The organism is Kurthia gibsonii, from assembly GCF_006539985.1.
GTDB lineage: Bacteria > Bacillota > Bacilli > Bacillales_A > Planococcaceae > Kurthia > Kurthia gibsonii.
In genome coordinates this window covers 1-574 of record NZ_BJOB01000112.1, presented here as the reverse complement: position 1 = coordinate 574, position 574 = coordinate 1, and the positions used below count along the sequence as shown (strand labels likewise).

The 574-nt window shown below is 31.7% G+C and carries 1 protein-coding gene; it reads left to right on the top strand.

Features of this window, described 5'->3' with window-relative positions; genetic code table 11:
* Nucleotides 1–40: 40 nt before the first annotated feature.
* The coding region (locus KGI01_RS13725; protein ID WP_170214805.1) for an IS607 family transposase at nt 41–574 on the top strand (534 nt) is incomplete at its 3' end.

The following is a 574-nucleotide window of genomic DNA, read 5'->3' as shown; positions in this document are numbered from 1 at the left end:
ATAATAGAATTATCCACTAATTCAAAGGAGAATGAAATGTATGAAAAAATACAGTATTGGTCAATTCGCAAAAGAAATCGGAGTAACAGTTCAGACTTTAAGAAATTGGGATAAGACAAATAAATTAAATCCTCAATATACTGCACCTTCTGGACACCGTTATTACTCTCAACAACAACTTGAATATTTTCTTGGTTTACATTCTCCTGAATCAGAATCGAGAATAACTATCGGCTACTGTCGAGTATCTTCTCATAAGCAAAAGGATGATTTGCAGAGACAAGTGGAAAACATGGAATCATACTTACTGTCTCAAGGTAATCCATTTAAGATTGTGAAAGATATAGGTAGTGGTATAAACTACAACAAAAAAGGGTTAAATGATGTTATTGATTTAGTCCTAAATTACAAAGTAGATAGGGTTGTAGTTTTATACAAAGATAGGTTATTACGATTCGGATTTGAACTCTTGGAAAATTTATTTGCTAAATACGGAACAAAGATTGAGGTTATCGACAATACTCCAAAGACAGATAATCAAGAGTTGGTCGAAGATTTAATTCAAATTGTTACT